Source organism: Methylobacterium platani (genome assembly GCF_001653715.1).
GTDB classification, from domain to species: domain Bacteria; phylum Pseudomonadota; class Alphaproteobacteria; order Rhizobiales; family Beijerinckiaceae; genus Methylobacterium; species Methylobacterium platani.
The window spans coordinates 1,799-2,785 of record NZ_LWHQ01000101.1; the positions used below are offsets into that span (position 1 = coordinate 1,799).

Consider the following 987-nt stretch of genomic DNA (forward strand, 5'->3'; position numbering starts at 1 on the left):
CGACCGGCATGTTCAGCACCGCCAGGTGGTCGGCCATGAAGAAGGCGTCGAACTTCGCCGCCTCCAGGGTCTGGGCGAAGCGCGCGAGGTGGCGGATGTTGAAGTTGGCGTCCGGCAGGCCGCCCGGATAGCGCCACCACGCGGTGTGGATGCCGACCGGGCGCATGAAGGCGCCGAGATGAAGCCTGCGGGATTGCGCCATGTCGGGCTCCTTGGCCTTGGGTCGGGCTCCGCGTCCGCGCGGCCCTGCGGAGTGCGCAGGCCGGATCTGGCTCCGCCGCCCTGGTTGGTCAATCGATTCCGTGTACGACTCCGCGGCATCGAGGCGGAACGAGGGGGCGAGGGCGCATGAGCGGGACCGAACGGCTGGACGCCCTCAGGGCGCGATACGGCGCGAGCCCCGACCCCGCCCTCGCCGACGGGCCGTGGAACGACGTGATCGCCGGGCTCCTGGCCCACCGCACCGTGCGGGCGTTCCGGCCCGATCCGCTGCCCCCCGGGATCCTGGAGACGCTGGTCGCCGCCGCGCAGTCGGCGCCGAGTTCGTCCAACCTCCAGACCTGGAGCGTCGTCGCGGTCGAGGATCCGGAGGCCAAGCGGCGGCTGTCCGAGGTGGCGCGCGGGCAGCGCCACGTCGTCGAGGCGCCCCTGGTGCTGGTCTGGCTCGCCGACCTGTCGCGGCTCGGCGCCATCGGGCGCGAGCGGGACCGGCCGACCGACGGACTCGCCTACCTCGAGATGCTGACGGTCGGCGTCGTCGACGCCGCCCTCGCGGCCCAGAACGCCACCGTGGCGCTCGAATCGCTCGGGCTCGGCTCGGTCTACATCGGCGCCCTGCGCAACGACCCGGAGGCTGTGGCCGAGCTGCTCGGCCTGCCGCCCAACGTGCTGGCGGTGTTCGGCCTCTGCGTCGGCTGGCCCGATCCGGAGCGCCCGGCGGCGGTCAAGCCGCGCCTCGGGCAGGAGGTGGTGCTGCATCGCGGCCGC

1 protein-coding gene and 1 pseudogene are annotated in these 987 nt (G+C 73.8%); one reads left to right on the forward strand and one right to left on the reverse strand.

Features of this window, described 5'->3' with window-relative positions; translation table 11 throughout:
- Positions 1 to 202 (reverse strand): annotated as a pseudogene (locus tag A5481_RS31225) (LLM class flavin-dependent oxidoreductase); the annotation flags it as partial.
- 146 nt (positions 203 to 348) lie between these two features.
- On the opposite strand from A5481_RS31225, the gene A5481_RS31230 reads away from it, so the two are divergent.
- On the forward strand, positions 349 to 987 hold a 639-nt coding region (locus tag A5481_RS31230), incomplete at its 3' end, for an NADPH-dependent oxidoreductase (RefSeq protein ID WP_064504503.1).